The 25428-nt window shown below is 67.7% G+C and carries 28 protein-coding genes; 9 read left to right on the forward strand and 19 right to left on the reverse strand.

From position 1 onward, the window contains the following. Nucleotides 1-49 precede the first annotated feature (49 nt). Both Q0568_RS11750 and Q0568_RS11755 read left to right on the forward strand, forming a co-directional pair. A complete protein-coding gene (locus Q0568_RS11750; protein WP_298866703.1) occupies nt 50-406 on the forward strand; it encodes a DUF3846 domain-containing protein in 357 nt (118 codons plus the stop codon). Further along, nucleotides 403-837, forward strand: a complete 435-nt coding sequence (locus Q0568_RS11755; protein ID WP_298866705.1) for a hypothetical protein — start codon at nt 403-405, stop codon at nt 835-837. Before Q0568_RS11750 ends, Q0568_RS11755 begins: the two co-directional genes overlap by 4 nt. Before the next feature lie 7 nt (nt 838-844). On the opposite strand, the gene Q0568_RS11760 is transcribed toward Q0568_RS11755, so the two are convergent. The 17 genes from Q0568_RS11760 to Q0568_RS11840 form a co-directional block, all read right to left on the reverse strand. Then, a complete protein-coding gene (locus Q0568_RS11760; RefSeq protein WP_298866707.1) occupies nt 845-1447 on the reverse strand; it encodes a hypothetical protein in 603 nt (200 codons plus the stop codon). Between the two features lie 2 nt (nt 1448-1449). Beyond that, nucleotides 1450-1989, reverse strand: coding sequence for a hypothetical protein (locus Q0568_RS11765; protein WP_298866709.1), 540 nt, complete (start codon nt 1987-1989; stop codon nt 1450-1452). Then, nucleotides 1989-2798, reverse strand: coding sequence for a hypothetical protein (locus tag Q0568_RS11770; RefSeq protein WP_298866711.1), 810 nt, complete (start codon nt 2796-2798; stop codon nt 1989-1991). Before Q0568_RS11770 ends, Q0568_RS11765 begins: the two co-directional genes overlap by 1 nt. After that, nucleotides 2795-3337 (reverse strand): DUF6611 family protein, encoded by a 543-nt coding sequence (locus Q0568_RS11775; RefSeq protein ID WP_298866713.1) that lies wholly within the window; start codon nt 3335-3337, stop codon nt 2795-2797. Before Q0568_RS11775 ends, Q0568_RS11770 begins: the two co-directional genes overlap by 4 nt. Continuing rightward, on the reverse strand, nt 3337-3501 hold the full coding sequence (locus tag Q0568_RS11780) for a hypothetical protein (protein WP_298866715.1): 165 nt from the start codon (nt 3499-3501) through the stop codon (nt 3337-3339). The genes Q0568_RS11775 and Q0568_RS11780 overlap by 1 nt, the downstream gene beginning before the upstream one ends. Then, nucleotides 3501-4073, reverse strand: a complete 573-nt coding sequence (locus tag Q0568_RS11785; protein WP_298866717.1) for a hypothetical protein — start codon at nt 4071-4073, stop codon at nt 3501-3503. The genes Q0568_RS11780 and Q0568_RS11785 overlap by 1 nt, the downstream gene beginning before the upstream one ends. A 4-nt stretch (nt 4074-4077) precedes the next feature. After that, nucleotides 4078-4371 (reverse strand): hypothetical protein, encoded by a 294-nt coding sequence (locus Q0568_RS11790; RefSeq protein WP_298866720.1) that lies wholly within the window; start codon nt 4369-4371, stop codon nt 4078-4080. Between the two features lie 21 nt (nt 4372-4392). After that, nucleotides 4393-5439, reverse strand: a complete 1047-nt coding sequence (locus Q0568_RS11795) for a hypothetical protein (RefSeq protein WP_298866723.1) — start codon at nt 5437-5439, stop codon at nt 4393-4395. A gap of 99 nt (nt 5440-5538) precedes the next feature. Then, nucleotides 5539-7980: a DNA translocase FtsK gene (locus Q0568_RS11800; protein ID WP_298866725.1), complete on the reverse strand. Its 2442-nt coding sequence runs from the start codon at nt 7978-7980 to the stop codon at nt 5539-5541. A 301-nt stretch (nt 7981-8281) separates the two neighbouring features. Beyond that, nucleotides 8282-8797 (reverse strand): hypothetical protein, encoded by a 516-nt coding sequence (locus tag Q0568_RS11805; RefSeq protein WP_298866727.1) that lies wholly within the window; start codon nt 8795-8797, stop codon nt 8282-8284. Nucleotides 8798-8974: 177 nt separating this feature from the next. After that, nucleotides 8975-10144, reverse strand: a complete 1170-nt coding sequence (locus tag Q0568_RS11810; protein ID WP_298866729.1) for a M23 family metallopeptidase — start codon at nt 10142-10144, stop codon at nt 8975-8977. Further along, nucleotides 10144-12150, reverse strand: coding sequence for a hypothetical protein (locus Q0568_RS11815; protein ID WP_298866731.1), 2007 nt, complete (start codon nt 12148-12150; stop codon nt 10144-10146). Before Q0568_RS11815 ends, Q0568_RS11810 begins: the two co-directional genes overlap by 1 nt. Then, entirely contained in the window at nt 12147-14714 is a 2568-nt protein-coding gene (locus Q0568_RS11820; protein WP_298866733.1) for an ATP-binding protein, read from the reverse strand. Before Q0568_RS11820 ends, Q0568_RS11815 begins: the two co-directional genes overlap by 4 nt. 5 nt (nt 14715-14719) lie before the next feature. Beyond that, nucleotides 14720-15313: a hypothetical protein gene (locus Q0568_RS11825; protein WP_298866735.1), complete on the reverse strand. Its 594-nt coding sequence runs from the start codon at nt 15311-15313 to the stop codon at nt 14720-14722. Nucleotides 15314-15346: 33 nt separating this feature from the next. Continuing rightward, nucleotides 15347-15580, reverse strand: a complete 234-nt coding sequence (locus Q0568_RS11830) for a hypothetical protein (protein WP_298866736.1) — start codon at nt 15578-15580, stop codon at nt 15347-15349. Between the two features lie 23 nt (nt 15581-15603). After that, a complete protein-coding gene (locus Q0568_RS11835) occupies nt 15604-16629 on the reverse strand; it encodes a conjugal transfer protein (RefSeq protein WP_298866738.1) in 1026 nt (341 codons plus the stop codon). A gap of 3 nt (nt 16630-16632) precedes the next feature. After that, a complete protein-coding gene (locus Q0568_RS11840) occupies nt 16633-16866 on the reverse strand; it encodes a hypothetical protein (protein ID WP_298866740.1) in 234 nt (77 codons plus the stop codon). 281 nt (nt 16867-17147) lie between these two features. Here Q0568_RS11840 and Q0568_RS11845 point away from each other — a divergent pair, with 281 nt between their 5' ends. Next, on the forward strand, nt 17148-17921 hold the full coding sequence (locus Q0568_RS11845; protein WP_298866743.1) for a hypothetical protein: 774 nt from the start codon (nt 17148-17150) through the stop codon (nt 17919-17921). 169 nt (nt 17922-18090) lie between these two features. Here the strand turns inward: Q0568_RS11845 and Q0568_RS11850 are convergent, their stop codons facing one another. Next, complete coding sequence (locus Q0568_RS11850) at nt 18091-18525, reverse strand: hypothetical protein (RefSeq protein WP_298866745.1); 435 nt, start codon at nt 18523-18525, stop codon at nt 18091-18093. Next, complete coding sequence (locus Q0568_RS11855) at nt 18522-19520, reverse strand: ParA family protein (RefSeq protein WP_298866747.1); 999 nt, start codon at nt 19518-19520, stop codon at nt 18522-18524. Before Q0568_RS11855 ends, Q0568_RS11850 begins: the two co-directional genes overlap by 4 nt. Nucleotides 19521-20043: 523 nt before the next feature. Here Q0568_RS11855 and Q0568_RS11860 point away from each other — a divergent pair. From Q0568_RS11860 to Q0568_RS11885, 6 genes are read left to right on the forward strand one after another with little or no spacing between them, the layout of a single operon-like run. Then, nucleotides 20044-20502: a hypothetical protein gene (locus Q0568_RS11860; protein ID WP_298866748.1), complete on the forward strand. Its 459-nt coding sequence runs from the start codon at nt 20044-20046 to the stop codon at nt 20500-20502. A gap of 46 nt (nt 20503-20548) precedes the next feature. Continuing rightward, nucleotides 20549-21217 carry an SAF domain-containing protein gene (locus tag Q0568_RS11865; protein ID WP_298866749.1) on the forward strand — a complete coding sequence of 223 codons (669 nt, stop codon included), beginning with the start codon at nt 20549-20551 and terminating at the stop codon, nt 21215-21217. A gap of 2 nt (nt 21218-21219) precedes the next feature. After that, nucleotides 21220-22020 carry a hypothetical protein gene (locus Q0568_RS11870; RefSeq protein WP_298866751.1) on the forward strand — a complete coding sequence of 267 codons (801 nt, stop codon included), beginning with the start codon at nt 21220-21222 and terminating at the stop codon, nt 22018-22020. Continuing rightward, on the forward strand, nt 22017-23612 hold the full coding sequence (locus Q0568_RS11875) for a CpaF family protein (RefSeq protein ID WP_298866753.1): 1596 nt from the start codon (nt 22017-22019) through the stop codon (nt 23610-23612). The genes Q0568_RS11870 and Q0568_RS11875 overlap by 4 nt, the downstream gene beginning before the upstream one ends. Further along, nucleotides 23609-24487 (forward strand): type II secretion system F family protein, encoded by an 879-nt coding sequence (locus Q0568_RS11880; RefSeq protein WP_298866755.1) that lies wholly within the window; start codon nt 23609-23611, stop codon nt 24485-24487. The genes Q0568_RS11875 and Q0568_RS11880 overlap by 4 nt, the downstream gene beginning before the upstream one ends. Further along, nucleotides 24484-25368, forward strand: coding sequence for a type II secretion system F family protein (locus tag Q0568_RS11885; protein ID WP_298866756.1), 885 nt, complete (start codon nt 24484-24486; stop codon nt 25366-25368). Before Q0568_RS11880 ends, Q0568_RS11885 begins: the two co-directional genes overlap by 4 nt. The last annotated feature ends 60 nt before the right edge of the window (nt 25369-25428 follow it).

Below are 25428 nucleotides of genomic sequence, written 5' to 3' on the forward strand. Positions count from 1 at the left end.
ACCCCTATATTGGTACATGTCAAGTCAACTACCGGATAGGAGTTCCACAATGAAGGTCATCAAGCTCAACACGAATGGCACGGTCGAGCAGCTCACCATCGACGACGAGCACAAGCTCACCGGCCTGCAGCAGCTCGTCGGCGGAGACGTGCAGTCGATCGCTCTCACCGGGAAGCTCGACCTCGTCATGCACGAGGAGGCGAAGTTCATCCGCGGGCACAAGGCCAACCCGGTCGCGAGCCGGCTGCTGCGGCACTTCGACATCCCGCTGCTGCCCGGCGACTACATCGCCGGCGACGCGGCCCTGGTCGGGGTCGACGGCCCGGACTGGATCTCGGTTCCCGACTCCACTGCAGGAACGATCGAGTTCCTCGGCTTCCAGATCACCCAGAAGGACGACGCATGAGCATCGACACGACAGCGCTGAGGTCGCGGCTTCGCGGCCTCAGCGCCACCCTCAAGAAGATCGACGACGAGCAGCGGGCGCTCCGCGAGGAGCAGCTCGAGCAGCTGCGGATCGCACTCGCCCACCGCGGCACCGTCGGCGAGGTCGCACAGGCGAGCGGGCTGAGCCGCGCGTACCTGCACAAGATCGAGCTGCACCTGCAGCGCGGATCCGTCGATGACCCGGCGACGCATGACAAGGCGATCGCACGGGCGGGCGAGATCCGCGACCAGATCGCGCAGCTCGAGCAGGACGCCGGCGACGCTCGAGCAGAACGGGATCAGGTGATCCGTGAGCTCGGGCCGGCGATGAGCACGGCCGAGATCGCGACGGATGCCGGGATCTCCGGCGAGCGTGCCCGGCTGATCCTGCAGCAGCCCGCCAAGGCGTAGACGGGGTTCAGTTCTCGCAGGCGCGTTCGGCAGCGTCCAGCTGCAGCATCGCCGTGACGATGACGCGCTGCGCTCCGTCGAGCAGTTCGAGCACGTCGTCTCGCGACATGGTCCCACCGAGCGCCGCGGCGGCGCGTCGCAGCTCGTCGGCCAGGTGGAAGAGGCGTGAGCTCTGGGCGAGGCCGGACAGAGCCGCGGCGCGGGCAGCTTGCCGGTCGGCGGACTGCGCGAGGTCGGCGACCGTCTCCCGCAGGGAGGAGTGCTCCTGGCGGCGGCGTTCCTGCTCGAGCTCCGTGGGGTGGGCCTGCCGCCACGGCTCGAGGGTGTCGTCGGTGAGGATCATCAGTTCCCATCTTGAGTGATCGGGTTTGGGTCGTACCAGGTCGTGCACCGCGATCTGCACCAAGTGCCGGGCGCAGAAGAACAGCTCGCAGCCGTCGTCGACGCCATGGGCGGTGCAGCGGAAGTCGCGGCCGCGGTTAATCTCCGCGGCACAGGTGGGCCAGTCGCAGTAAGCCGGGACGCGCGAGCCCGCCCACCGGTCGGCCGACCAGTCTCGGTAGATCTCATCGCTCACGGCCGCGGCGGCCGAGTGGTGGAGGGCAGACACGATTAGCTCGCCGCCGGCTCGAAGGTCAAAGCGCCCGCCGTGCGCATGGTCTGGGCCAGCGCCGCGGCCTCGGCGACGACGTCGACCGTGACGCCGGCGGCACTGGTGTGCTCGACCTCGTCGACCAGCTGCTGCAGGGTGCGGTCGCCGTCAACCAGGCGCAGGATGCGGCCGCCCATCGCAGACACGACCGTCTCCCCGCCGGCATCGCCGAACCTCACGGTGCAGTCGGCGCCGAGGTGCTCGGCCAGGGTCAGCGGGCGCCGAGCGACGGCGACGACCGGAAGCCCGTGCGAGACCGGGCACACGGCCACGATGCTGCTGTCGTGCAGGGCGCCAAGCAGCTCCCGGTCGGTCGCGGTCAGGTCCCGGTAGAGGGCGCGGATGTCCAACGCGGTGAGGTACTCGTCGACGTCGGAGCTGATCGTGTACTCGTGCTTCGTCGCGCCGGGACGATCGCCGATCGTGAGTCGGATCCCGGCAGCGGTGCGGGTGGTGTAGCCGAGCGGCACAACCCGCACCGGCTCCGTAAAGGTGGTCATCAGAACAGCGCTTCCGCCTCGACGCGCTCCTCCACCACCGGGCGCATGAGGGTCTGGAATCGGGCATTGCGGATGCTGCCGGCGGCGCGGAGCTCCGACCGGATCGCGGTCATCACCAGATCGTCGGTCTCGTCGAGGATCGTGCGGGCGCGCTGCGCGGCAGCCGTGATGAGCGCGGCGGCGTCGGCCGTGGCGGATCCCGCGGCGGCGCGGCGGATGACGATCTCCTCGGCCGTGCGCGAGATCTCCTCGAACCAGGTGCAGCGCTGCTCGTAGCCCAGCCAGTCGTGGCTGGTGAGCGACGGGTTGGCGAGCTGCACGGTGAGGCGGTCAAAGGCCTGATCGGCTGCGGAGGGACCGCCGGTGAGCGTCACGGTTCGCGACCACTGCACGTCGCCGCCGTCGATGATCCCCAGTTGCAGGTCGAGGTCTTCGGCGCCGATCCGCTGCGCGACGACACCCTGCGCGACCAAGTCGCGGGCGATCACCGCGCGGCCGCGCCGCTCGGTGGGGTCGGCGCGCACAACGCGCATCACGGTCCGGATCAGACCGGCGATCGCGCCAACGATGGCGCCCAGCCAGAGGAAGACGGACCATGCTCCCCAGGCCTCGTAGAAGGAGGTGAACGGGATCGGGCCGGCGAGGTTCACGACCAGTATGACCAGGCCGGCGGCGGCCGTGCCGAGGATCCCGAAGCCGAAGGTGAAGAACCCGATGTAGAGCAGTGCCGCGGCGGATACTGCGGCGATGCGGCCGGTGAAGCGGGTGCGCGGGTGGGAGTCCAGCCAGGTCTGAATGCGGTCGGTCACGAGTTGCTCCTTGCTTGGTTGGTGGTGGAGAGGTCGTCGTAGGCGCGCGCCCATTCGGCTTCGTGGTCGACCGGGCTTAGGTCTGCGGACTCGAGCGCGCTGAGCCGGTCGGCGTACTGCTCGAGGAGGCCCATGTCGCCGAAGAACCGTGGCCCGCTCTTGGTTCCCCGTACTCTGACGCGGATGCCGTGGGCGTTGGTGAGCGTCGGCCGGGCGAGTAGCCAGGCCCCGGTGACGATCGCGGCGGTGACGAAGGCCCCGAACCCGAGCGACCACCAGATTCCGCCGGCGCGGATCGGTGCCGGCGGGAGGAGCACCGCGAGCACGGCGACAAACATCCACAGCTTGTTGACGACGAGCTGGCAGTAGACGCCGACCTTGGCGCGCTCGGTCGCGGTTGTTCCCGGACGGAAGACGAGCAACTGGATGGTGGCGCTCCCGAAGGTCTGCGCACTGATGCGGTCGAAGTCGATCCGTCCGCTGCGGAACGATTCCTTCGGCCTTGAGGGGCGTGGGTCTCGGTTGTGGAAGGTGACCATCAGCGCACCGCCCCTGCGAGAGCGAGCTGTGCCTCGTCCGACCGGCGAGCGGCTTTGCAGTCCTCGCACGTGACGGTGGCCCAGCTGTGGTCAATCGCGGAGTCTCGTCGGCCGCACGCGGCGCGGCTGCCCTCCATGGGTCCGTGGATCTTGCTGTCGCTCATCAGTGCTCTCCTCGGTGAATGACGACGACCTGGCCGCCGGTCTGGGCGTCGTAGAAGGTCGCGATGCCGGCGGCGGACGAGGCGGCGCGGGCGGCGCTGGCGTCCGTGTAGCGGTCGGCGCCGGACTCGGTCAGGACGTAGAACCCGAGCGCCGGCGTCTCGGTGACCTCGGCAGCAGCGGCAGGGTGGCGGAGCCGGCGCACCGCCTTGTCGGCTTCGCGCGCCTCGTCGACCGCGGATCCGCCGCGGGCACGGGCGAGCGCTCGCTTCTGATCGACGCGGGTGATCCGCCCGATCGCGAGGCGGGTGCGCAGCTCGTCGACGTCGACCGCGGAGGGATCATCGGCGGCGGCGATCGCGGCGCGCAGATCGGACTGGCCTCGAGGCGAGGAGTCGTAGGCGGCGAGCTTGCGAGCGGCCTTCTCCTCCGCCAGCTGCAGGCGCTGCTGGGCGGCGGCGTCGTCGGGTCGCTCGGCCGCCTCGAGCTGCGCCGTGGTGCGGCGCTCCTCAGCAGCCTGCAGCTCCTTGATCGTGTCGGCGCTGCAGCGGGCTCCGGGGCGCGGGTCGCACATCGAGTTACCGCCCTTCGCGGCGGCGGCGAGAGCGGGCGATCGCGATCGACCCGGCCACGAACAGCATGAAGATGCCGGCGAGGATCAGGGTCCGCCAGATGTCCAGGCCGACACCGTCCATGAGCGGGATCAGAACCGCATCGCCGCGGACGAGGACGCCCCACTGGACGGCGAGCTCACGGGCCGGGGCGACGAAGGTGCCGAGGGAGAACAGCCCCATGCCGGACACTCCGGTGAGGAGCATCAGGAGGGCGATCCAGTCGTCTGTGGTGTCGGGCTGCTGCTGGGTGTTGGCCATGGTCCGGTTCCTTTCGGGTGGTCAGTGCTCGGTGATCTCGTTGCCGAGGACGGCGATCGTGCTCGTGGAGCACTGCTCCTTGCTGATCGGCTTCTGGATCACGAGCGGGGAGTTGTAGATCGTCGTGGTGCAGGTCTTCTCGGTTGTGAGCTGCCAGTCGTCTCCGTACCTGTAGCGCGACGTCGAGAAGGTGCGGACTCCGTCGTCGGTCTCGACCAGGCCGGAGACCTCGGCCGAGGTGCCACCGAGGAAGATGCCGAAGTAGCTGCCGGACTTGAAGGTGACGGACAAGGGGACGATCGTCTCGGTGGTGACGGCGGTCGGCTGCGGCTCACCAGGCGCCTCGAACCAGATCCGGAACATGGGCGCGGACAGCCCGAGGCCGACCGCGGCGACGACGAGCGCCATGGCGCCGGCACTGAGCATCAGCCAGAACCCGCCCACATCGAGCCGCCGGCCGAGGGACTTCTCGCGAAGGGCCTTGCGCAGGATCGCAGGGACGGTGAGGGCGACGAGGATCCCGATCGCCCACCAACCCGCCGCGGTGAACCCCTGCACGTTGTCCGTGCCGGGGAACCTCCACCCGGCGAGCAGCAGGAGCGTGATGATGGCTGCTCCGACGATGACGACTCCCCGGCCGATCGCCTTTCGCTCGTCGAGGTCCTCGAGCTCGTCGAGGAAGCGCGCCGGCTGTTCGGTGGCTGAGGGCGATGAGGCGGGGTCGTCGGATCCGGATGCAAGGGTTTCAGGAGTGGGCGCCGGGTCGATCGTCGCTGTGGCTGCTGGTGGGAAGTAGTCGAAGATGTCCGCGCGCGACTCCGCAACTCGGGGTGTGTGCACCGAGCGTGCATCGACGTCGAGGTACCGGGTCTTCGCGGGCGCGGCGGCTGCCTGCTGCACGGGAGAGGGCGACTCAGTGCGGGGCGCAGGCTTCGAGATAGGAGGACGGCGCAGCGCGAGATACAGCAGACACAGCGGGAGGCCGGCGAGGAGGAGGTATGGGAAGTACTCGTAACCGGCGAAGGCGGTGCCGAAGAGGTCGACCTCGTCTGTGGCCTGAGCGAACATCCGTGACGCTCCTATGGGTGGTGCGGTCGCGGGGTTGCGACCGTCACCACCCATAGGTGCGTGGATCGGCTCAGATCGGACAGCCGGTTTCGTCTTTTTTCAGGAGAGGATCGCGGAGACGCTCTCGGCCTCGGGGACGGTCATGGTCCGGCCGTCGCCGTCCTCGGTGATGTAGGAGATCGAGAGGCAGTCGGGCCCGTTGGTGTCGACGTCGATGGCGTCGATCGTGGCGCGGCAGGAGATCCCGTCGACGTCGACGAGGATGTCCATTCCCACTTCGAGCTCTGCGACCGCGACGTCGAAGGTCTGGATGTCGGTGCCGCCGCGGTCGGTGATCTCTTCGACCTCGGTCGGCACGAACCTCACGTTCTCGGACGGGCGGGGACGGCGCCGCTTCGCAGGCGTCTCGACGGGTGCCGGCGACGCGGGCGGCGCCGTCGGCTCGGCGGCGGGTTGCGGCGCTTCGCCGCGCAGCTGGGCGAGGACGGTGGGGAGCTCGTCCGGTCCGACAAGGACCTCGCGCCCCTTCGAGCCACGAGCGCGGCCGAGGATCTTCTGCTCCTCGAGCAGCTCCGTGATCCGGGTGGCCTTGGCGAATCCGACGCGGAGCTTGCGCTGCAGCATGGCGGTGGATCCGAACTGGGACGTGATGATGAGCTCGGCCGCGGCGAGCAGCAGCTCGAGGTCTTCGCCGGTGGCGACTGGTTCGGCGCTCTCCTGGTCGTCGGCACCCTTCTCGACGTCGTCGACCTGGTCGTCGGACTCGTCAAGGTCGTCGAGCTCGTCGAGCTCGTCATCGTCGTCGTGTTCGTCGTCGACGACCACACGCGCGCGGGGATCCACGAACCCGGGATCGTCGGGGAGCAGGATGCCGAGGCCGTGGAGGATCTCGCGGTCGGCGTCGTTGATGCCGGGTGCCAGCTTCGGGGTCCAGTAGATCTGCGCGTGCTCGGGCTGCATGCCCATGCCGACGCTGACCCAGGCGCGGCCGGGTCGGTTCTCGAGGCCGGAGACGGCGGCGAGGCTGCCGAAGGTCATCATCGACGTGGACTGCTCGAGGTTGCGCAGCGCGATGCGGACCGCGAACTGGGATCGGCTCGAGGTGCTCAGCCAGGACGAGGCGGCCTGCTGGGAGGCGAGGATGACGTGCACCCGTCCCTCTCGGCCGAGGCGGAGGATGGATCCGAATGCGGTCATCACCGGGTGGGTGCTGCCGGTGGGTGCCTTCTCGAGGCCGAACCGCTGCATCCAGTCGAGTTTGCCGTCGCCGGATCGCCACCAGTCGTTGAGCATGTCGACCATCTCCTCGCCCTCGTCGACGACGAGGATGAGCGGGTTGAGCTCAGCACGCAGGTGGGGGCCGTTCTTCTCGAGGTACTCGTAGCGGTCGTCCATCTTCTGCTTGACGCCGAGGATGTAGTCGACGATCGCGGACTCGCGGGTGGCGGCGCGCTTGGCGCCGGGGATCAGGTCGAGGTTGAACAGGCCGAGCCTCTTGGGGTCGATCGGCCAGACCTCGGCGGCGATCGCCTCTTCGTCACGGACCCACTGGCCGAAGGCGTCTCGACGGAGCCCGTTCGGGAGGGCGGTGAGGATCGACAGCAGCAGGACGGTCTTTCCACCACCGGTGCCACCGACGATGAGGACGTGCGGGAGCGGGTCGTCGAGGTTCCAGATGCAGGGGGTGCCGTCGCGGAACTGTCCGAACGCGACCTTCATCGGCTCGGCGTCATCGCGGGCCGGGTGAGGAATGACATCCGGGAACGGGACGAGCGGTGCGGACACTGCCCGCTCCTGGGTGAAGTCGAACTCGGTGTCGAAGGGCTCGCCGACGGCGATCTGGATCGCGTCAGTCAGTTTCTTCTGGATGAACTTCGTGCTGACGCGGGAGGTCTGCGACGAAGGCCAGCGCAGCTGGATCGCGGAGATCTCGTCGGTCTCGCTGCGGGTGATGTCTCGAACGGTCATGCCCGGGACGATCGACTGGACGATGCTCTCCATCTTCGAGTGATCCCGGTCGGGGGCGGCGGCCTCCTCCGTGGTGTCGAGCTCGAGGGTGACGACGCACGTCTTGGAGTTGTTCTTCTTGATCCGGTACGGGATGCCCATCCGGTTCGTGACCTGCCCGACCAGCGACTCGAGGAACTTCGGGTCGGCATCGACGACGTCGGCCGGGTAAGTGATTCTGATCCGGGTCGGATATCCGATCCATCCGCCCTTCCATCGTGACGGGCGGACCAGATCGCGGGTCGGCGCGGCGGCGCGGACGACAGCGTTGACGGCCTCGATCATCTTGTCGATGGAGCGACCCCGCATCCACCGGCGCACACCGAAGACGATCACGAGCGCGCTGGTCACTGCGGCGGCCGTCATCGTGATCGGGATCATCTTGTCGTTGCCGGTGACCCCGTAGATCCCGATCACGATGACCGAGGCACCGAGGATCAGAGCCAGCCGGCCGGGCCAGATCCATGGGCGACGCGGTAGCGCCCGGACGGCGATTTCCTCGACCACTTCGGGCCGGATCTCGGTGCGCAACATCGTCTCCTCGCATCCCGACGCCAACATGGCGCCTCTTAGATGCATAGGTATCGCCAACCCCTCTAGATCGGACACGCCAATGAGAAATCAGGGCTTGCCTACTTGGCACCTACTTGACAGCTGTGTTACGCTCGCCTGCGTTCGAAGATAAGCGGAGCGAGCGAATCCCAGCAGCAAGAGAGATAGAAGCGAGACGCCTCCCAGACGTTCAAGGGTCGCCAGGTTCACGCCAACTCGCTGCATACCTCGCATCCACCAGGCGCAAGCCCTCTCGCCGTCTCGTCTGAGACGGGAACCCCAGCTACTTCTTGGAACGCCGCTTCTGCCAGATCCTCGACATGGTCTCGCCCTGCTGACGAGCGACGGCTGGGTCGACGCCACGCGCACCAGGCGGCGCCGGCGGGAACAGATTCCCGGCATTGAACTCCCGCTCAAGCCTGGCGGCTTCCGCCTCGAGGAGCTCAGCGGCCCGGGCGGACACGGACGCCGCGGCGTCCGGCTGGGTGCGGGTGCCTGCCCAGGCGGAGACGAATCGCTCGTGCACGGCGAGGGGCAGGTAGTACGTGTGACTCTCGCCGTCGACGCCACGAGCTCGCGGCCCGAGCGGCGCAGTCGCGATCGGGAACGGATGCCCGTCGTTGTGCTCGCGCTCGAGTCGGGCACTCTCGGTCTCGAACACGGAGGACACCACGGCGCTCAGGGTCGGGTGCTCACGGGTCGCCCACCATCCGGCCTTCAGGCGCGCGTGCAGGCCCTTGGGTAGGTAGTAGGTCTTGCCGGCTTTGGCAGCGGCTTGGGGGGAGCCATCGGCGGGCATCCGCGCACGGCCTCCTTGCGGGAGTCTGGAAATTTTCGGATCGGACGAGTCGGGTTTCGTCTTTTTTCCGTGAGGATGTCCAGGATACCGAGCCGCCCGCGAATCCCTATGAATCCGCGGGCGGGGGTGGTGCCACCGAGAAATTTCGAGAGCCTCGAAGAGCCGATTTCCAGATGGTCACGGCCGCCGGCAACTGTCTGGCGGGCAGACCTCGATGCCGTAGAGACGTAGGAACTCTTCGGGGTCGACGTAGCCGGCGTACATCGCCGGGGCGCCGAGATCCGTCGCTTCCTGCAGGGCTGCGACGGCGGAGTTGGTGGTGCCGTTCTTGTTGATGCGCAGGTCGAGGTGGCAGCCTCCGCTGGGCTGCACGTTCCCGGTGACACCGATCTGCTGGCCGGCTTGGATCTCGTCGCCAACGTCGACGAGGCGCTGGCTCTTGTACATGTGCAGGTAGCTCACGATGAAGCCGTCTGGGTGGCGGATGGACAGCCACAGCTCGGTGCTGACGGTGACGGTGCCGGGGAGGATGGCGTAGACGGGGTCGTTGCAGTTGTTGGGCCAGTGCTGCAGGTCGATCGCGGTGTGCCAGGTGGAGGCGCCGGGTACGTCGATGTCTCGGGGTCCGTATCCCGACGTCATGTTATAGCCGGGAGAGAGCGGGTAGGCGGCTTGCCCGATGACCTGGCCGCTGTCGCAGCTGATCGAGCCGGACATGCTGTTGATGATCGTCTCGGCGGCGCCCTCCCACTGGTCGTAGGCGTCCGGGAAGGCGCTCACCTGGACCCGCTGAGCGGCCTGGCCGGGTGGCATCGTGTCCCAGCCCTTAATGTCGAGCAGGCCTCGTGGAGATCCGCCGTTGGGGCCGTTAGGGCCGCCGAAGAACGCGCGGACGGCGTACCTGGCGTCCATGAGATCCGCGAGCTTTCCCCAGTGGGGGCGCTGCTGGAACATGTTGACCGAGTCGTGGTCGCTGCCGACGCCTTCGTGTGGGTAGTCAAGCGATGCGGGAACCGTGGAGTTCGCGAGCATCCGCAGCTTCGACTCCTGCAACGCGGTCATCAGCGCGACCTTCAGGCCGGCGGCGGGGACCCCGGCCTGTGTCCCGACGGTGATGATCGTCGCAGCGTTGGCGAGCTGCTTCTCGTCGAGGGTGAGTGAGTCGCCTCCGGTGGTGGTGACAGTCAGCGCGGTGCCGGCATCTCCCACCGTGCAGGCGCCGGTGCCGGCGTTCGCGGATGCGGCCTGCCCGCCGATGATGGCGAGCAGGCCGAACGCGATCCCACCGATCACGAGCACCGGGACCAGGACAACGGCCGCGATGATCGAGAGAAGGCGAGGGTTCATCAGGCGGCCTTCGCGTCGGCGAGCCGCGCGCGGAAGGCTTCGCTACGGGCGGTGCGGGCGGAGTCCGGGGGGAGCGAAGTCACGTCGGCGACGCCGTCGACGATCGGGGCGGGGCGCACGATGTGGCCGGTTCCGGACTCGTCAACGACGATCCGGCGGGACGGGACGACGAAGCTGGCCGGCTGCGCAGGCTGGGTCTGAGGATGCGGCTTGGGGCCCGCGATCGAGTTCAGCGCCCGGTTGCCGGCCTTGGAAGCGACACGACCGCCGACCTCGAGCGCCGCGGCGCCGACCAGGCCCGGGACGCCGCCTGCGGCGCCCTTGACGAGCCTGGTGGCCGTGAACGCGACATCCGCCGTCTTGCCGACCTTGCCAGCCGTACCCGGTCCGACGGCACGAGGCGCGCCCCCGGAACTGCCGGAAGGCAGTGGTGCCGGGGCGTGGCCTCCTCCGGTGGGCGGAGGGGTCATCGGGGTCATGGGCGTGCTGGGTCCGCCGGAGTTCGCGCCACCGGGGCCGAAGAAGTTGATCGAGCGGCCGTCGACGGCGGTGCTGCGGTCGGGGCGGCGCAGCGCGGCCGCCGCGACCGTGGCGCCCATGGACATGATCGCGAGGGCCTTGGTGCCGTCGCGCTGGCTGCCGCTACTGCCACTGGACAGGCCAACGCGGGAGAGGTGGTCGGCGAGGCTCTGCCCGACCTTCTTGGCGCGGATCTTGGCGCGGATGAGCATCACGATGAGCACCAGCAGGAAGATGCTGGCGAGCATCATCACGGCGGTGATCGGGACGCCCATGCCGTTGAGGCCGGTGAGGAACGCGACCATGAGCCGCAGCGAGGCGGCCATCAGGACGATCAGGAAGACGATCGTCGCGGCGCCGACGAACATGCCGCCGAGCGAGCTCCACAGGGCGTGCCGGTTCACCGGCAGGATGCCCCAGTAGACGTTCCACATCGTCTTCAGAGCATCGAAGAGTGTCTTGATCGCAGTGCTGAAGAACAGCACGAGCAGTGCGATCGGGAAGCCGAAGATGACCATGCCGCCGGGGGCGATCATGAGCGCCGAGATCACCTGTCCGAAGTTCGGGTGCTCGACGAAGTTCTTCGCGGACTCGTCGCAGGCGCTGACCGCGTCGCGGACGTCGTTGCCGTTGCTGATGACGGGGGCCTTGGTGAGCATGGTCTCGTCGAACTTCGCAGCGCACTCCCCCTGCAGCGTGTGACCGAAGGTGAGGGCCTGCGCCGGGATCTTCACGAACACGTCGACGAGCTGCATACTGACCGTCTCGGAGAGCACGTCCTCGGTGTTGAAGTCGACCGTGTCGAGATCGTCGGTGGCGACGGCCGCGGCGAGGGTGTTGCCCCAGCTGCGTGCGGTGTCGAGCGCGCCACCGGCGCCGGTGAGGGTCGCGACGGGGTTGGCGAGCATCCCGACCGCGAGGAAGGCGAGGAAGGCGGAGACGAGCATTTCGACCCACCCGGAGGCGACCTTCTTGCCGGTGAGGATCGCGAGGCCGGCGATGCCGGCGGTGATCGACAGGGCGAACGGGATCCAGTTCAGGCGGCCGAGGGCGCTCTGCAGCAGCTCGGCGAGGGCGTTGAACGGGACGGTGAGAAGCTGCAGCCACTCGAAGCTGATCACCCAGTTGCACAGCCAGATCATCCAGGCGAAGGCGCCGATGTGGCCGGTCCAGATGAAGTCGAGCGGTGCGGTGACGATCGCCTTCCCGAAGTCGAACACTCCCCCGCGGTCCAGCGGCAGCACGATGTAGTTCGCCAGCGGGATGCCGGAGCTGTCATGGATGGACCCGCCGGGCAGGAACGGCGCGACGATGCCGTTTCCGCCGTCGGCGGCGTGTGCTGCGACGTTGCCGAAGATCATCAGCAGCAGGTCGAGCGCGAGCACGGTGAGGATGCGCCGCCACCACTTGTGCTCGGCGAACCAGACCCGCGACGACCACAGCAGCCGGGAGACAAGATCGAGCGAGGACAGCGCGTAACGGATCATGCGGCGACCGCCTCGCTCGGGGTCGAGAGGACGGCCGCACGGCGTTCGGGGTTTTCCGGGAGGGTCTTCTGGAAGATGCCCATCCGGCCGGCGACGTCGAGCATGAGGCCCTCGCCACGGCGGTGCGGGGGCACCTTGCCTGTCGACGGGTCCAGCGGGCTCAGGTTCTTGGTGACCAGGTCGAGCATGGCCTCGTCGGTCTCTAGGCCGTCGGAGAACCAGTGCAGGCCGCGGCGGGCGAGGTTTCGGTCGCGCTGGCGCATCAGGTAGCGGGTGGCGATCAGGCCACGGGCGCGCTCATCGCCGAAGTCCTCGGGGTCGTGTGAGCCGACTGCCGCGAAGGCGTTGTGCTTGCGGTCGTCGCGGTAGAAGTCGGTGAGCTCGGCGGCACCCTCGGGGCTGGCCGTGATCGCGTGGCACTCGTCGAAGAACGCGCCGGTGAGGGTGCTCTTGTCCCGGAAGCACAGCTGCTTCACGACCGCGGTCAGCATCGCGTAGACGGCGCGGCCGAATCGCTTCTCGATCGGCATCTCCTGGAACAGGTGCTTCTGCTCGAGCTCCATGCTCTTCGGCAGCGTCAGACCGGCGGTGAGGAACACGATGCCGGTCGCGCGGGTGTCGACCGGGGGCAGGGCGTCGTTGAAGAGCACCTCGCCGATGTCCTTGCTGGCGATGACCTTGATGAGCATGCGCAGCTCGTTGGCCTCGGGAGACCCCGACAGGTCGCGCTCGAGGTGCTGCAGCAGCTTGCGGGTACTGGTGATGCCGTGGCCGGCGAGGTACTCGCCTTCGAGGAGGCTGGACAGGAACACGCCCTGCTCGCTGAGGACGGGGATGCCGAGCATCGCCGCGAACAGGCTCTGCAGGATGCGGGCGCCCTGGCGGGGGCCGAACATGAGCAGCGGGTCGATGTTCCACTCGGGGCGGACCAGGGTGCCGTCCTCGTCCTCGAACTCGAGCAGGTTCGCGATGACGGTGTGGTCGGGGCGCAGCGCCTTGGCGAACGTGCCGTACTCGTGGGCGACGGTCCGGTCGATCGCGTAGCCGCGGCCGCCGCGATCGACGGTGGTGCCGAACTCGCACTTGAGGAGCACGGACTTGCCGGCGCCCTTCTCGGCCACGACTCCGAATGACCCGCTGATGTCGGACTTGTTGTTGCCCTCGATGTCGCGGAAGATCTGGCCGCGGCGGCCGTTGGTGATGTTCACGCCGAACCGGGCGCCGCGGATGTCGCCGAGCTCGCTCGAGACGATCGGGGTGCCGGAGGCGAGCTCGCGGCCTGTGGTGATCTGCGCGAGTTCTCGCACAAGCCGGGTGGTGGGCACGCCGGGCTGCATCGCCCACCAGAGCTCTTCCTGGCCGCCCAGGGGCGCCTCGAGAAGGAAGTCGTGGGCCTTGTACTGGTCGGCGAGAACGCGGGCGCGCAGCTTGGCTTCCTCGGGCGTGGTACCGGCGACGGCGAAGATCACCGTCACCTGGGCCTCCACCTCCTTGTCGGAGTGGTTGAGGCTCTCGTGGTACGCCCTCAGAGCCTCGGCGACCTCTGCCAGGTCGTTGCCGGTGCCGGTGATGCTGTTGGTGCCCTCCTGCTGCGAGACCTGGTCCTTGAGAGCGTCCTCGGCGCGCTTGTTGCGCTTGCGGACCTCGGCGGCCGGTGAGATCTGCAGCCGCAGCGCGAAGTCGACATCCATCGGGAGGTTGTCGACGGCGCTGATCCACTCGACGCCCGGGGTACGCCATCCGGCCTTGGGGCCGGTGACGATCGCCTGCAACACCTGGTAGCTGGCCTCGTCGGCATAGGGGCTCTGCACCTTGAGGTACTTCCGCTTGAACGGAAGGAATTGCTGGCCCTTGGCCAGGTCGCTCTGCCCGCCCTCGTCGAGCCACGGGTTGGGCATGCCAGCGGGTAGCTGGAACTGGGTGAGGTCGGTCTCGAACAGGCGTGCGTCCTCCTTGGCTACGGAGGGCAGCGGGACGGAGCCGTCGACGGCGAGGCCGCGCTGCTGGTTGTGCAGCGCGATCCAGATGTTCTCAGCCGGTGTCGCAGGTGTGGCCTCGAAGATCGCGGGGATGCGCTCGGAGATCTCGTTCGCCATCCGGCGGGCCGCCGCGACCTCGGTCTCGCGGGGCAGCACGCGCGGGAGGGCGCCAATGTCGCGGACCTTGTTGTCCGCGGCGCGGATCATCGACCAGGCACGGTCCTTGATGTTCGCGGAGGACATCGGCACGGACAGCCAAAAGGCCCGCTCCCCCATCGGTACCCGCTCGAGCGCGTCGAGGGTTCGCTCGACCTCGTCGACCCAGTCCTTGGTGTCTTCGTTAATCTTGACGCCCTCGAGCATCCGCTCGACGATCGTGACCGGGTCGAGGTCCGCGCACAGCCCCAGGAGCAGGCCCTCACCGCGCAGCTCCTGGAACAGGGCCTGGTGGTGCAGCTTGGTCATCGACTTCATCTGGCGGGTGCCGAATCCGCCGGAGAGCGGCTTCAGCCGCCACGTCGCCCAGGTGATCCCGGACCGGGTCCACATCAGGTGATCCGCCATGGCGGTAGTGGGGATGCGCACGATCTCTACTCCTTCTTCGATCCGCGGGCCTGGGCGAGCAGTCGCTCGACCCCGGTGACCGGCGTGCGGGCCGAGGTGGCGCCGGCGGGCACAAGCTCGGCGGTCGGGGCGGGGGTCTCCTCGACGGTGGCGATCGCCACGGTGGGGACGGCCGGCTCCGACGTGACGGTGGTCGTGGGTGTGGTGACCGGCGCCGCGGCGACGCTGATCGTGGTGGTGCCGCCGGCGAAGTGCGGCGGACGGAGCTTGACGGTCTGCTCCTGGTACTTGCCGGCTGCAGGGCTGAACACGGCGCCGAACGCGCCGAGCACGATGCTGGCCACGTTGCGGCGGGTGGCGGGGAGGCGCCCGGCGCCCCAGGCGCCTCCCCAAGCCACCAGCAGCACGATGGGGATGTCGACGAGGATCGTCCCCGTCCCCCACAGCCCTCGGGTCACCAGACCGAGGGCGAGCAGGACGGCCGCGACGATGCCCTGGGTGACCGTGTACGGCCCGCCGGGGATCTTCGTGCCGTCGTGCAGGCGGCCGATGAGGCGCGGAAACTTGCGGCTGCGCGTGTAGAACCGCGCGACCTCGGTCTGCTGCTTCTCATCGCTCATGGCCGTCCTCCCGTCGTCGTAGCTGCGTGTCGGCTAGTTCGCGGTCTGGACGGTGTTGCCGAGCATCCCGGAGACCCAGTCGAGGCCGCCGGCGACGAAGAAGATCACGGCGGCGGCCATGATCCCCGTGAGGAGGGTGGTGCCGACGGCCCAGCGGACCTTGGAGGCGACGACGAAGAAGACGATCGCCGCGCCCAGTCCAACGACGCCGCGGAAGGCGACGCCGGCCTGGCTGACCAGGTTGTTGATGGTGTCGAAGATGTTCATTGCAGTGTTCCTTTCAGGTGACGTCACCGGGACGGCGACGGGGTCGGTGAGGGAGTCTCGGCGGAGGTGGACTTCGGGATCTCCGCCGGGGCGGGGTCGATCGCGGAAACTTCCCAGCGCGTGGCGCGGGCGCTCAGCGTGAGGGCATAGGTCGAGGTGACGGACTGATTCGTCTGCGTGGTGAGCGTCACGGTGGCGAGCACTCTCAGTTGCGTGCCGTCCTTCGGCGTCTTCGGAGCGTCGGCGTCGACGCGGAGGTCGACGGCCTCGACCGTCATGTACGGAGCCGGAATGATCGGTGAGATCTCGGATCCCGGGGATACATAGACGCTCAGGTCGCCCTTGCCGGTGGTGTAGGCGCCAAGGAACGCCATCACGGTCTGTGCGGCGGGGTCGGCAGACGGCAGCGGCTTGGCGTAGGCCAGCTGCACGGTGCCGGTCGACGTCGGCGCCGACACCGGCACGGGCAGGCCCACCGGGCGCATACCTGCGTCGGTGACGACGATCGGGACTTGGAAGTACCGGCGCGGCCAGATCTCGATCGTCTCAGCGTTCTGCGTGGGGTCGAGCCCGAGATCCTTGACGCTCGCCGAGACGACGACCGTGACGATGTCGCTGTCCTTGTTCGGCTCAATCGTCGCGACGGTCAGATCGCGGTACTCGGCTGGTGCCTCGGACAGGCCACGCAGGGTATTCACGTCGACGTAGTCGCCCAGCTGGCCGGGGTGGTCCTTCCAAGCGCCGAGCCACTCCGACACGAACCCTGCAGCGTAGGCGCCGGCCTCCTGCTGGGACGAGGAGAGTCCGCCCGAGGAGACGACCTGCGAGGCCGCGACCGGTCGGGACATCGCCTGCCACGACATGAACAGGCTGAACGGGGCACAGACGATCGCGACGAGCATCAGGATCGAGATCACGTGCGCGCCGGTCTGACGGCCCTGGGTCCACGTCGACCCCTGCGGCACGGCCTCGGTCTTGGCCGGCTTGGGCTCCCCCTTCGACTTCTTCGCCTTGGGTGCGCTGCTCGGGTTGTTCGTCCAGAAGCCCATGAGTCAGACCCCCTCGTCAGCGCTCACCCGAAGGCTCACGATCCGGCCCGCGGCCGCGTTGACCTCGTCCATCGAGGACGGGTCCAACACCCGACGCATCCGCTCCTGCGCGGCCTGGTCGAGTGGCCGGTCGGCGAGGACGGCTGCGGCATGCGGGATGTCCTCGATCGCGCGGATCACCCTCGCGGTGTCCCGGACGAAGCTCTCCGGAAACTGCTCCTCCGCTGCCTGTGCCATGGCTATCTCCTCGGTCCCAAAGGTCTGATCGGCGAGCCGATCGGCACGCTCACAGACCATGGGTGCGGAAATCAGCCCAGATCGGACAAGGCCTCAGAGATTTTTCTTCCGTCTTTTCTTGGGCACTCCTGGAAACCCTCTCGGAGCAGGGGTTTTCGAGATCGTCCAAGCGGCGTTTCCAGGCTCTCGAACGAGGCCGCCGCGAAATCGTTCAAGGATTCACACCAGAGCTCGTGAGGAGCGTGCCCTGTGTCCATGCATCGACACAGGGAGCTCCGCTCATGTCCACCACCACACCCACGCAGACCGGTCTGCTGGAAGCACTCCGCACCGAGTGGTCGGGATCTCTCACCGACCGCGAACACGACTTCGCCGGCATCGGCATCCGGTCCTGCAGCGAGCTCGAGCTCGAGCTAAAGGCGGCAGCCGGCCGCGAGCAGGACCGTCTGCTGCACGCGCTGCTCACTGCCGGCCACGATGGCGATGCCCTCGCCGAGCGGGTGGCGCTGCAGCACATGCTCCCGAAGGCCGTGCACCTGGCTCGCACCTGCCGCGGCCTGCGTGCTCTCACCCTCAGCGACCACACCCCCGTCGACGCGGTCTCGACGGCGATCGGCGCGATGTGGGAGTCGATCCGCCGCTACCCGCTCAACCGGGTTGAGAAGGTCAAGGCGAACATCGGCATGGACGCGCTGCTCATCGTGAACAAGTCGATGAGCCCGGGCGACCCCAGCGAGCACGTCACCGAGGACGTCTACCTCGAGCAGGCGCTGCAAGAGCAGGGCAAGTCCGCGACGATCGAGCCGGAGTGGGGCGACGACACGTTCCACGATCTCGTCACGGTCCTCACCTGGGCGATCGACACCGAGGCGCTCACACCCGAGGACGTCCGCCTGCTCGCCCGCTTCGACCTCGGCGAGTTGCACGAGCGTGACGAGCTGGCCGAGGACCTCGGCATCGGCCGCGCGAGCCTGACCCGCCGCGTCTACCGGATCCGCGTCAAGCTCATGGAGGCCGTTCAGGCCCACATCCGCGAGAACGGCACCTGGGAGTGAAGCCCCAAGCGGCTATCTGAGGGCCTCAAACCCTCCGGAGTGGCAATGCAGCCGGACGCACTCGTTAGGCGCTTACAGCCCCCGTCGGCGCCCTCTCCCCGATGCATAGACGTCGATGGGCCCCACCGAAATCTGGTGGAGGGCCCTTCGTCGTTTAGGACGGGAGCGGTCAGAGGCCGACCGAGCGGCGCAGGTCGGCTTCCGTGGTGCCCTGCAGCTCGTCGACGCGGGAGAGCAGCAGGTCGATGGCGACGCGGATCAGCGTGTTCTCCGTGATCCGCGGGGCCGGGCCGGTCTTCGCCTTGTTCAGGCGGCGGGCATGGGCGGTGAGCTCGCCGATCTGGCCCTCGCGCAGTCGGGTCTCCTTCCGCTCGAGGGCGAGGTAGCCGGCCTCGTCCTCGTCCGCGGAAGCCACGGCCGATCGGCGCGGAGCCTTGGGCTGGCTGGCCGGCGGGGTGACGACCTCCACGACGGGCGAGGACTCCGCCTCTGCCTGCTCGCCGACGGGCGCCTCCTCGGTCTGGCGGTTGCGGGCCAGCATCCGCTTCGGGTCGACGCGGCGGGTCGCGAGGTTCGCGATGCCGCGGGATGGCGTGTCGCTCATGCGCTTGCTCCTTCCAGCACGGTGCTCTCCGCCTCGAGGAGGCGGTCGTTGATCTCCTGTGCGATCGTCTGCAGGTCGTCGGCGACGGATCCGGCGGTCGCGCTCGTCAGCTGCTTGTTCTTCAGCTCGCCGCTGCGGATCTTCCACCAGGCGATGCCGGCCTTCGCCTCCTGCTTCGCGCGCTCGTCGAGCTCGTGAACGAGCAGCCCGGCGCGGCCGGACTGGCTGGCCACTGCCTCGCTGTGCCGGATGGACTGGGTGAAGACGATCTCGCGACCGATTCCGCCCTCCTCCCCCACCCCGAACATCGCATCCAGGTCGGCACGCGCGTCACGCTCGGCGTTCTTCATCACGACCGTGCCGTCCTTTCGCTCGGACGCCGTGCCCACCGCAAAGAGCACGACGCCGAGGAGGTCGATCGCGCGGTTCACGTCGAGGACCTGGTCGATGCGTTCGGCGACCTTCGCGACGCCCTTGATGTCCTTGGCTCCGGTCCTGGTCGGCACAAGAACCCAGCGTGCAGCGGCGAGAGCCGCGAGCTGCAGGACGCCGTCACCAGGCGGGCAGTCGAGGAAGATGAAGTCGTAGTCGTCGACGACAGGCGCGAGGATCTTCGCGAGCGCCAGCTTGGCGTTCTTCGCGTCGCTGCCCATCTTCGAGCTCAGCACCGCGGTGACGTTGTGAAGGGCGCTGCCGCCGGTCCAGACGTCGAGGTTCTCGCGGATGTTCGTGATCCCGTCGACCTTGCCGCCGAACATCAGGGCCTTGGCCAGGGACTCCCCCTGGTCGTTGCGCTCGTTGTCCGCGTACCCGAGGTCATCCTCGAGGTTGCCCTGCGGGTCGAGGTCGACCAGCAGCACTCGAGCGCCCGACAGGGCGAGATAGCCACCGATGTTCGCGGTGATCGTCGTCTTCCCAACACCTCCCTTGAGGCTCTCGACGGCGATGACTCGTCCGAACGAATCCCGGTCGATCGTGGGCTCCGTAGCTGCCATGTCTGTTCCCTCTCAGGTCGAACCAACTCTGTAAGTCCGGAACTTCCGGAGTCTGCAAGCTTCGGGTTGCCGCCCTACTTACAGACTTCCGAACTCCCGATCTTCCAGACCTACAGACTGCGTAAGTTCCAAACTTCGGATGTTCGGTAGTTGCAGAGTAACAGACTTCGGAACTTCGGCAACTACAGAGTTCGGAACTACCAGACTTCCATACTCTGTATGTTCGGCTCTTCCAGACTTCGGGACTCCGGGAATTCGGAACTCAGGGGTGGGGGGGGTATGTGAGAGCGTTGTTGGCACACTCAGCTGTCGCCTTAGCTGACCCTCCATGTATATAGCCCAGTCCAGCATGCTATTTAGCATATTCTGCCGCCTTCTTGGCGTCTTGTTGGCATCTTGTTTGCGCGTGCATTGCGTACCATTTGCGTCTGACTGCCATGTTGCTTGCGCGTGATTGGTGTTATCATGCCGTCATGCAGCAATCATCTGGGCAAGTAGTGAATGGATGCGAGGTGGCGCGGTGATGGCGACGGACGACGTCGGCGCAGCTGACACCTCGAAGGACGAGCGCGCAGTGAAGCCTGGGCGTGCTGACAAGGGCGTGCAGGTGACGCTGGAACAGCCCGTCATGGACATGCTCACCGAGTACAAGGCGCGCACCGAGATGTCGCACCCGAACATCCTGTTCGATGCGCTCGAGTTCAGCTACGACGAGCTACCGAGCCTGATCAAGGACCGAGCGACGCGGCTCGAGCCCGATCGGAAGAAGCTCTTCGAGCGTCCGTCGTCGCCGGCCAAGCACGAGGACGTCGCGACGGAGACCTTCGTGGTGCGCATGACGCAGGCCAACAAAGACGTCATCGAAGACATGTGGAAGCAGCTCGAGGCTCCTAGCCGGACCGCGATGCTCGCGGCCGCGTACAAGCACTACCTGACCGCGATGACCAAGACCGATGACCCCGAGCGGAAACGTTCGAAGTAAACCCAACGAAGCAACCCGGAGGAGAGCAGCGATGAGCGACACAGCAGTGAAGGAGAAGCAGGGGCGGCGCCGGGGGGAGAAGCCGACGCAGGAATCGGCCTCACCGGCGGTGCTGCCGCCGACGAAGAGCCGCCGGCGGCCGATGCTGATCGCGGCCGGGATCGCCCTGGCCGTCGTGGGCGGGCTCGGCTCCTGGTACTTCTTCACCACGGTGGGGAACACCACCACGGTGCTGACGGTGAACAAGGACATCCCTCGGGGGCAGCAGATCACGGCGCAGGATCTCGGGACGCTGCAGATCTCGGGGGACCAGGCGACGAACGCGCTGAAGGCCACCCAGACGAAGGAAGCCATCGGTGATGTCGCCATGGTCGACCTGCCCGCAGGCACTCTGGTGACCTCAACCAACGTGGGCGACAGCCTGGTGGTCGCGGACGGAAAGAGCCTCGTTGGTGTGGCTCTAACCGCAGCCCAGATGCCGAGCCAGACGCTCGTCGCCGGGGACAAGGTCCGTCTTGTCGACACTCCCATCGCGCAAGGCGAGCCACCCGCGACGACGCCGCAGACGTTCACCGCGACGGTGTTCTCTGTGCGTGAGGACGCGCAAAACAGCCGGTGGATCGTGGATCTGCTCGTCTCGCCGGAGAGGGCGCCAGACATCGCTGCTCGTGCCGCCACGGGTCGTGTAGCGCTCGTGCTCGATTCGGGGGAGTGACCGTGGCTATCGTCTACCTGACCAGCGTCGCCGGTTCGCCCGGTGTCACAACGGCAAGCGTGGGTCTGGCACTGTCGTGGCCGCGGCCCGTGGTGCTCGTCGAGGCTGACATCTCCAAGCCCTCGGGGATCCTGCCCGGCTACCTCCGCGGCCAGATGGATCACTCTCGCGGACTTACCCCTCTTTCTGTCCAGCACCAGAGGGGCCAGCTGACCCCTCGAGCCGTCTGGGAGCAGAGCGTGCAGCTTGGTGAGGACCGGTTCCTCGTCCCTGGGTTCTCCAACATCGTTGCCGCTGCAGGCGCCGGGGCATCGTTCTGGAACACCCTCGGCAGCACCCTCTCCGCGATCGCCGGGCAGGGCGCTGACGTCCTGATCGACGGCGGCCGGTTCGGTATCCGCGACGATCGCACCGCTCTGATGCAACTGGCAGACATGGTCGCCCTCGTGGCGCACCCCGTAATGCCTGACGTCGCTACGGTGCGTGCTCGTCGACTCGATCTCAGTGAGGCCCTGGCACACGTCGGGCACGACGACTGGCTTGGCCTGCTGCTCGTCGACGCGCACGACGAGGCATTCCGCGACGGCGAGGTCTCCAAGGCTGTGCAGCTGCCCGTGCTCGGTCGCCTGGCCAATGACCCGCGTACCGCCGCGGTGTTCTCCGTCGGCGCCGAACCGACCCCGAAGACCAAGAAGAGCGCACTGTCGCGGGATCTCACCCTCCTGCCCAACGTGCTCGAGCAGGCAATCCGTGAGCGCCGCGACAAGCTGGGCGCGATTCCCTTCGAGGAAGTGAACGCATGAGCAACGACTTCGACATCACCCGGCTGCCGTTCTTCAACGACGTCGCCCCGGACGCGATCGAGATCCCTGACGCACCGCCGGCGACCGGCCCCGCGCAGCACCTGCTCGCCGCGGCTGGCGGACAGCCAACGTCCGCCACTGAGATGTTTCCGGTTCCCGAGCCTGAGACGCCGGCGACGTTCAAGCGCCGCGCGGTGCAGAAGGTGGACGCGACCCGCGCCTACGAGCTGTCCCGCAGGCTCGACTGGGACGTGATCACGCGGCTGCGCGGCGAGGTCTCCGACATGCTGACCGCATCGGAGCAGGCGCGTGGCGGGATGTCCGACGCGGACCGGCATGAGGTCGCTCGCGCGCACATCGCCGAGGTGACCGCCCGCCATGTCGACGACATGGTCACGCACGCCGGCGAGAAGGGCGCGTGGGACGAGGAGACGATCGGTGCAGCGCAGCGCGCCGTCTTCGACAGCCTGTTCCGCCTCGGCCGGCTGCAGCCGCTCGTGGATCTCCCCGAGGTCGAGAACATCGACATCTACGGGTACGACAACGTGTGGGTCAGTTATGCCGACGGCCGCATGATCCGTCACGATCCGGTCGCGACTAGCGACGCGGATCTCGTTCGCGAGATCCAGTTCCTCGCGGCCCGTGGGGGAGAGGACGGCCGCTCGTTCACCACGACGAGCCCGATCCTCGACATGGACCTCCCCGGCGGGGCCCGTCTCGCCGCGGTGCACACGCCGATCAGCCCGCGCCCCAAGGCTGTGATCCGTCTGCACCGCTTCGTCGACATCCTCCTCGAGCACCTGGTGGAGCAGGGCACCCTCACGCAGGGCGCCGCCGATTTCCTCGCCGCCGCGATCGCCGCAGGACGCTCCCTCGTGGTCGTCGGAAACCCCGGTGCCGGCAAGACGACCCTGCTGCGCGCACTGGCGAACGTGATGGATCCGCTCGAGAAGGTCGTGACAATCGAGAAGGAGCGCGAGCTCTACCTCGACCGGATGGGCGATCGCCACCAGATCGTGACGCCGCTGCAGTACCGGCCGGGTCAGGGCGAGCGTCTTCCCGACGGCAGCCGGCCCGGCGAGATCACCCTGATCGACTGCCTCGAGGAAGCTCTCCGCCTCGACGCGCAACGCATCTTCGTGGGTGAGGTACGCGGCGGTGAGATCGACGCGATGTTCCAGGCCATGCAAGCCGGTGTCGGGTCGCTGAGCACTCTGCACGCGAACGGGACGACGGACGCGATCGAGCGTATGGCGACCCTGACGCAGAAGAACCTGGGCACCACCGACACCTACGCCTACCGGCAGATCGCCCGCCACATCGACCTGATCGTGATGATCAAGCGCGTCGTCTACAAGGACCCCGAGACCAGTGCCCGCCGCATCCGCCGCGTGGTCACCGACATCAGCGAGGTACAGCCCGGCGAGGCCGTTGACGGTGCTCGGCCGATCGCCGCCCCGATCTTCCAGGCGCACCCGCGCACCTTCGAGCTCGGCCGCGGCGACGGACGCCCCACCCCGGAGCTGCTTGAGGACCTCAAGCACGCCGGCTTCGATCCGCGGATCCTGCTGAGGGAGGACGACGCAGCATGAACGGCGCACTCGCAGCACTCGCCACCACGATCGGCATCCTCGGCCTGCTCGTCATCGTGCTCGGGTTCCTCCCCGCCCCCGTGCCGCAGGGCCCGAAACCGCCGAGCCGGCTGCAGATCGCGTTCCTCGAGGCGCGTGGCCGCTTCGGCAAGCAGCGCATGATGATCGCCGGCGCCGGCTTCATCGGCGGCATCATCCTGTGGCTGGTCACCGGCTGGATCGTGTGGATCGCGATTGTGCCGCTCGCCGCGGTGGGCGTGCCTTGGCTGCTCGGCAACGGGGGAGAGCAGCGCAAGCTCGATCGCCTTGAGGGGCTCGAGACGTGGACCCGTGGCCTGGCCGGCCTCACGGTCGCCGGATCCAGTCTCGAGCAGACGATCATCGCGTCCGTGAACAGCTCGCCCGACTCCATCCGTGACGAGGTCGCCCTCCTCGCCGCTCGACTCAACGCGCGCTGGCCGACTCGCTCCGCGCTGCGGAAGTTCGCCGACGATCTGGCCGATCCCACAGGAGACCTCATCGTCGCGCACCTGCTCCTCGCCGAGCGGGTCCGAGGCGCTGGCCTCGCCAACGCGCTCGAGGACCTCGCGCAGAGCATCGCCGAAGAGGTCGGCGTGCGCCGCAAGATCGAGGCCGACCGCGCCAAGCCCCGTCAGGCGATCCGGATCACCACGATCGCCACAGTCGTCCTCATCGGCATGATGCCCTTCGTCAGCCAGTTCATGGCTCCCTACAAGACGCCCCTCGGGCAGCTAATCCTGGCGGTCCTGATCACACTGGACGTCGTCATGCTGCTCTGGCTGAAGAAGATAACAGCGGGCAAGCCGACTCCGCGGATCCTCGCGGATCTCTCCGACTCAAAGGGGGCATTGTGAACCCGCTTCTGTTCCTCATCCCCGGCGTGATCGTCGGCATTGGCCTCGCCATGGCGATCGCCGGGATCATGCCGCAGCGCCCCGCGCTGAGCGCGGCTCTCGCTCGGCTCGGCAACACCACTCCCGTCGAGCAGACCACCGGTCAATCGCTCGAGGTGCGCGTCGGCACGTGGGTGCACCGGCAGCTCCCCACCGACGTCCGGTTCCTCACGATTCCGACGACAGACCTCGCACTGATCGGCATGCCGGTCACGAAGTACCTCTACGACAAGGTCCTCCTCGCCTGCGTCGGGCTCGTCGCTCCGCTCCTCTTCGGCCTCGTGATGCAGGCCGCCGGTATCCTCCCGGTCTGGCTGTCCGGGATCCTCGGCATCCCCCTCGCGATCGCCCTCTGGTTCGCACCTGACCAGGAGATCAGGAGCAAGGCACGCGACGCACGCGAGGAGTTCTCCCGTTCGATCGCCGTCTACCTCGAGCTCGTCGCAGCCGAGCGTCGACGAGGCGCCCCAGCCGGCCGCGCGCTGACCAGCGCTGCCGAGGTCGGTAGCACCTGGGTGTTCACCCGACTCCGTCAGGAACTCAACCGCGCCAACTACGCAGGCGTCGCACCCTGGGATGCGCTCACCACGTTCAGCGCCGAGATCGGCGTACCCGAGCTCGCTGACGTCGGCAAGATCGTGAAACTCGCAGGAGAGGAGGGTGCTAGCACATATGAGACACTGAGGGCGCGGGGGAAGTCACTCCGCGTGCAGCTGCTCAACAACGAACACACGAAAGCAAATGAGGCATCAGAGCGCATGGTTCTCCCCGTGGTGGGATCGGCAGGCGTCTTCGTGCTGATCATCCTCACCCCGCTTCTGATGAATCTCTTCACCGCCTGATGTCCGATTTCCGATGGTTCTCGTACCTATGGTCAACAGCACACACAGATTGGAGCTCCC

Origin of the sequence: uncultured Microbacterium sp. (assembly GCF_937927635.1) — a bacterium.
GTDB lineage: Bacteria > Actinomycetota > Actinomycetes > Actinomycetales > Microbacteriaceae > Microbacterium.